Source organism: bacterium, from assembly GCA_036524115.1.
Taxonomy (GTDB): Bacteria; JAUVQV01; JAUVQV01; order JAUVQV01; family DATDCY01; genus DATDCY01.
On sequence record DATDCY010000263.1, the window covers coordinates 1 to 6027 of the forward strand.

Annotated in this window: 4 protein-coding genes; 1 reads left to right on the top strand and 3 read right to left on the bottom strand. The window is 71.5% G+C overall.

The window, feature by feature from the left end:
* Window positions 1–68: 68 nt before the first annotated feature.
* The 3 genes from VI078_12720 to VI078_12730 all read right to left on the bottom strand — a co-directional run bounded on the left by VI078_12720 (window position 69) and on the right by VI078_12730 (window position 4647).
* Window positions 69–719 (bottom strand): outer membrane beta-barrel protein, encoded by a 651-nt coding sequence (locus VI078_12720; protein HEY6000144.1) that lies wholly within the window; start codon window positions 717–719, stop codon window positions 69–71.
* A 196-nt stretch (window positions 720–915) separates the two neighbouring features.
* Window positions 916–4041, bottom strand: a complete 3126-nt coding sequence (locus tag VI078_12725) for a DEAD/DEAH box helicase (protein ID HEY6000145.1) — start codon at window positions 4039–4041, stop codon at window positions 916–918.
* Window positions 4042–4128: 87 nt separating this feature from the next.
* Window positions 4129–4647 (bottom strand): type VI secretion system tube protein Hcp, encoded by a 519-nt coding sequence (locus VI078_12730; protein ID HEY6000146.1) that lies wholly within the window; start codon window positions 4645–4647, stop codon window positions 4129–4131.
* A gap of 310 nt (window positions 4648–4957) precedes the next feature.
* On the opposite strand from VI078_12730, the gene VI078_12735 reads away from it, so the two are divergent.
* The coding region (locus tag VI078_12735; GenBank protein HEY6000147.1) for a carbamoyltransferase N-terminal domain-containing protein at window positions 4958–6027 on the top strand (1070 nt) is incomplete at its 3' end.

Genomic DNA, 6027 nt, shown 5'->3' on the forward strand with positions numbered 1-6027 from the left:
GGACGGCGGCCGCTAGCGCGCCGCGCCGGGTCCCGCAGGGGGCTCCGCCAGGTGCGCGCCGCCGCGCCTCACCAGCGGTACTCGAGCCCGAGCGAGACGAGCTTCGCGTCGGTGATGTCGATGTCCATCACGTCGCCCTCGAGCCGGAGGTGCCAGTTGCCCGTGAAGTTCCAGGTCGCCCCCAGCCCGTAGGTGAAGCTCGTCCCGGACTTGTCCAGCATCCGGTCCTGCCGCTCGCCGCTGGGGAGGAAGAAGTTCGAGTCGTAGCTCGTGTTCCAGAAGAGCACCCCGCCGCGCCCGAAGACCTGCGCCCGCCCGAACCGCTGCCCGAGCTGCACCGTGACGCCCGTGCCGTAGAGCGAGACCTTCGTCTCCCCGGTCCCCCGCTCCGCCGGCGGCTTGAAGTAGTCGAAGGTCGCGTTGACCTCGCCGAGCTCGGCCGCGGTCACCTCGAAGCCGACGTTGTCGTTGATCCAGTAGCCGCCGTAGAGCCTGAAGCCGGCGTTGCCCTCGTCGGCGGTGATGTCGTCGAACTCGATCCCCTCCATGCTGAGGCTGCGCCCCGGGATGCGGATGTCCGAGTAGCAGGGCGCGAAGCCGATGTAGATGCCCTCGAACCAGGAGCGACCGTCCTCGGCGTGCGCGTCCGCGGGCGCTAGCGCCGTCCCCAGGGCCAGAACGAACCCGACCACTGCCACGGTTCTCGCGAGTGTGACCATTGCCCCCTCCCTCGTGCTGTGTGAACCGCGGGCGCCGATGCGCGGCCGGGCGCGGGCGCCTCCACCTCTCACTTTGGGACATCGGTATCGCGGCCGGAACGCCGCGCGATGCGCGCCACTATCGCCGCGCCCGGCGGGAATGTCAACGCGCAGTCGTCGGCGGGCCTGCGGCCGCGATCGGCTTCGCGCCGGGGGCTCAGCGCGCCCGTGGCGGCGCGAGCTGCTCGAGGTCCCAGTCCAGGCGCAGCTCCAGGAGCGTCCCGTCGCGGCTGAGGTAGCGCACGTACCCGGCCTCGAGACCGTGGCGGAAGAGCTGCTCGGTGATGCGCACGTCGGCGCGGCAGTACTCCTCGACGAGGTCGAGGCGTCCCGCGCGGACCCAGGCCAGCGACTGCAGGCCGTCGGCGGTCTTCGTCGCGCCGAGCGTGTGCTCGGTCAGGTGGGCCAGCGAGAGACGGAAGCCGAGGCGCCGGCGCACGTCGGCGAGGATGTCGAAGACCTTGCCCTCGGCGCCCAGCCGCGCGAGCGTGCCGTCGTCGTAGGCCGAGAGCACCTTGAAGTCGAAGCCCACGATGTTGAAGCCGACGACGAGGTCCGCCTTGCGCAGCAGCGCAAAGAGCGCGTCCGCCTGGTGCTCGAGGAAGGCGTGCGCCTCGCCGGTGAGGCTGTCGGCGACGACGGCGACGGCGAGGCCCATGAGGTGGCTGTTGTGCCAGCCGCCGACCTCGTCGGCGCCGCGCAGCGTCTCGACGTCGAGCACCATGACGCGCGTCGCGTCGTACTGCGGCTCCTCCACCAGCGCGACCAGCGGCTCGTCGGCGCATTCCGCCTCGTCCGCGGACGCCGCCTGCTCGCGCCAGGCGCGCGCGTCCGGGTGGTCCAGCAGCAGCTTGAGCACCGTCACGGCCGCCTCCTTGTCGAGCGGGACGTTGCCGTTGCCGCACTTGTTGGAGTAGATGCACGCCGGGCAGCCGGCCTCGCACTCGCAGGAGCCGATCAGCTCCAGGGTGCGCTCGAGCAGCTCGCCGATGCGCGCGAAGCTCGCCTCCGCCAGGCCGACGCCGCCGGCGTAGCCGTCGTAGATGAAGATCGCGCCCTTGCCGACCTGCGCGTGCAGGGGTGTCGAGATCCCGCCGACGTCGTCGCGCTCGCACAGCGCGAACAGCGGGAAGAGCGCGATCGCCGCGTGCTCGACGGCGTGGATGCCGCCCATGTAGTTGAGGCGGCGGCCGGCGACCGCGCGCGGCACGAACTCGTCGATCTCGATCCAGAGGCCGATCGTCTCGAATGACGACGGCGGCAGCTCCAGCTCGTGGACCGAGAGGCGCTCGCCGGAGGAGACGCGCTTCTTCTCGTAGCCGACGACGCGCTCGGTGACCTTGAGCTCGCCGAGCCGGCAGACGAAGTTGTGCACCAGCTTGCTGCGGCGCGTGGCGAGGATCTCCGTCTCCTTCTCGCGGTGCGGCAGCGTGTAGTAGTCCACGTCCACCGGCCGCGCCCAGAGGTTGCGCCGGTCCAGGTCGAGGCGGGTCACCTGGTACTGCGCGGCGCGGTGCAGGTAGATGGCGCCGGGGTGCCCCTCGGAGAAGGCGCGGTTGCCGTCGAGGCTGCCGATGACCCGCGGTTTCGCGCCGGGGGCCGGGGCCTCCTCGGCGTCGCCCCGCTTGCGCCGCCGGCCGGCCGGCGGGGACAGCGGCGGCTCGCGCTCCTCGGGCGGCAGCAGCACGACGCGGCCGGGATGCGGCGCGTCGCGGTCGGGCTCGACGAGGCGCAGGTCGGGGTGCGCCCCGGGGAGCGCGCCGGCTCTCTCCGCGAAGATCGTGTACGACTCGCCCGCGCCGCGGATGTCGACGTCCCGCTGCGGCGAGCGCTTGACGGCGTGCCAGCAGTCCTCGCCGACGGCCCGCACGAGATCGCCGCAGCGCTCGAGCAGCGCGATGGCGTCCGCGACCGCCGTGCCGGCAGCGGGTCCGCGCGGCGGGAACCAGGGGTCGTCGCGGCGCAGCGGCAGCTCGGCCGCGGCGCACGCCAGGTGCGAGGCGAGCACCGGCAGGTTCTCCGGGTTGATGACGGCCGGCTCGAAGCCCGAGGCGAAGAAGACGTCCGGGTGCTTCATGAAGTACTGGTCCAGCGCGTCCGGCCCCGCGAGCAGCACGATGAGCGACGCGCGATCCTGCCGCCCGACCCGCCCGCCGCGCTGCCAGGTCGACGTGATCGACCCCGGGTAGCCGACGAGGATGCAGACGTCCAGTCCGCCGATGTCGATGCCCATCTCCAGCGCGGAGGTGCTGACGACCGCCTTGAGCGCCCCGGTGAAGAGCCGCTCCTCGATGTCGCGCCGCTCCTCGGGGAGGTAGCCGGAGCGGTACGCGCTGATCGCCTTGCGCAGCCGCGCGTCCCCGTGCACGGCCCAGGTGTAGACCAGCTCCGTGTTCTTGCGCGACTTGGTGAAGACGATCGTCGCCAGGTCCTCGCGCACCGCCTCGCGCAGCAGCCGGGCGGCGAGGGTGGCCGGCGAGCGGCGCGCCGGGTTGACGAAGAGGAACGAGCGTCCGGCCTCGGGCGCGCCGTTCTCATCGACGACCGCGGGCGCGCGGCCCGTGAGCCGCGCCGCCAGCTCCCCCGGGTTGGCGATCGTCGCCGAGCAGGCGATGATCTGCGGGCGCGCGCCGTAGATCTCGGCGACGCGCAGCAGCCGCCGCAGCAGGTTCGCGACGTGCGACCCGAAGACGCCGCGGTAGGTGTGGACCTCGTCGAGGACGATGACGCGCAGGTTGGTGAAGAAGGCCTCCCACTTCGGGTGGAAGGCGAGCATGCCGACGTGGAGCATGTCCGGGTTCGAGATGACGACGTTCGGCGGCGACGTGCGGATCTTCGCGCGCCGGTGCGCCGGCGTGTCGCCGTCGTAGATCTCGGCGGTGACCCGCCCCTCGAGCCCGCAGGCGGCGGCCAGCTCGCGGAAGGCCCCGAGCTGGTCCTGCTCCAGCGCCTTGATCGGGAAGAGGTAGAGCGCGCGCGCCTCGGGGTCGGCGAGGCAGTGATCGAGCACGGGCAGGTTGTAGCAGAGCGTCTTGCCGGAGGCCGTGGGCGTGACCACGACGACGTCCTCGCCGGCGAGGGCCCGGCGCACCGCCTCGGCCTGGTGCAGCCAGGGGCGCTCGATGCCGAGGCCCGCGAGCCCCGCCAGCAGCTCCGGCCGCAGCCGCGACGGGAAGACGCCGAAGCTGGCCGCGCGCGGCGGGATCTCCTCGCGGTGGGCGACCTCGGAGACGAGGTCGGCGTGGCGGCCCAGGCGCTCGAGGAAACGCGCGATGCGGCTCATGGCGCCGAGACGATAGGCCAAGGGCGGCGGAAAGACAAGGCGCGCTCGCCCGGCAGGCCCGCGCCGACGCCGGCCGCCGGGGCGAGATCAGGGGTAGCTCTTCTCGATCTTGCCGACGAGCACCCCGCTATTGTTGTAGATGTAGTAGATCATCTGCATCGCGTGGTACCCGTCGAACACGACGACTTCGGTGGCATTCTTTCCTCCCTGCTCGGGCTGCACCGCGGTGATGAAAACGCCCGTCAGCACGAGCTGGAAGATGGGCTTCAAGCCCGCGTCGCCGATGACCGCGCAGGCGTCGACGATGACTTCGCTCACGAGGCCGCCCCCGAGCGCCGCGAAGGCCAGGCCGACGGTGGCGCGGTCCAGTTTCTTGGCGATTCGCATCGGACCCGGCACGGCAGTCTGGCCGAGCGGGTGGGACACGTCCAGGGTGAAGCCCTCGATGTCGATCCACTTCATGTGATCGACCTGCCGGGACCCTCCGTTGACACCTGTGACTTTCAGGAAGAAATCGGTCGGGTCCGGGGCGGCCGACGCCGGCCAGGCGGCTGCCAGCGTGCAGAGCGCGAATATCGCGGCGATGAGGCGGGTGTGTGTCTTCATGGGGGTCTCCTCCTTCGGGTTGGGCCCCGCGACGGGGCGCGGTTGTCGCGCGACCCTCTTGGCCGAGGCGAAAGTCATCGCAGGCCGGATCGGTTCGCGCACGCCACTCCTGCTCCGATGGGGAACGCGAGACTCAACGGTGGCCCAAGCTCGAGGCTTTGTCAAACGAGTCGGGCCCGTGACGTTCGAGGGGCGGGTGGGCGACGACGACCCCGCGAATGTCTACATCACCCAACCTGCGGGAAAAATTGACTTTCCCGGGGTGCGCGGGTAGTATCCGGTGCCCAATGACCCGCGCGGATCGCACCTCGTGAAAATCCTCGGCATCTCGGCCTTCTACCACGACGCCGCGGCGGCGCTCCTCGACTCGGGAGAGATCGTCGCGGCGGCGCAGGAGGAGCGCTTCACGCGCCGCAAGCACGACCCCTCCTTCCCGCACAACGCCATCGCGTACTGTCTCGACGCCACGGGGGCCGCGTTCGAGGAGCTGGAGGCGGTCGCCTTCTACGACAAGCCGTTCCTCAAGTTCGAGCGACTGCTCGAGACCTACTACGCCTTCGCGCCGCGCGGCCTGCGGTCGTTCCTCGCGGCGATGCCGGTCTGGATCAAGGAGAAGCTGCTGCTCAAGCGGCTGCTCCTGGACGAGCTCTCGCGGCTGGCCGGGCACCGCGTGGCGGAGACGAAGCTGCTCTTCCCCGAGCACCACCTCTCGCACGCGGCGAGCGCGTTCTACCCCTCGCCGTTCGACGAGGCCGCGATCCTCACGATCGACGGCGTCGGCGAGTGGGCCACCGCGTCGATCTGCCACGGGCGGGGCAACGGCATCGAGATCCTGCGCGAGCTGCGCTTCCCGCACTCGGTGGGACTGCTCTACTCGGCGTTCACCTACTACCTCGGCTTCCGCGTCAACTCCGGGGAGTACAAGCTCATGGGCCTCGCCCCCTACGGCGACCCCGGGGGGGAGCGCACGGCGCGCTACGAGGCGCTGATCCTGGAGAAGATGGTCGACCTCGCCGCCGACGGTTCCCTCTGGCTCGACCAGGGGTACTTCGACTACGCGACGGGGCTGCGCATGGCCAACGAGCCGGCGTGGGAGGCGCTCTTCGGCGTTGCGCGGCGCGAGCCCGAGGGCGAGATGCGGCAGGAGCACTGCGACCTGGCGCTGGCGATCCAGCGGGTGACCGAGCGCGTCGTGCTGGCAATGGCCGCCGAGGCGCGGCGGCTGACCGGCTCGCGCAACCTCTGTCTCGCCGGCGGCGTCGCGCTCAACTGCGTCGCCAACGGCAAGCTGCTGCGCAGCGGGCTCGTCGACGGCCTCTGGATCCAGCCGGCGGCGGGCGACGCGGGCGGGGCGCTCGGCGCCGCCCTGTGCGCGCACCA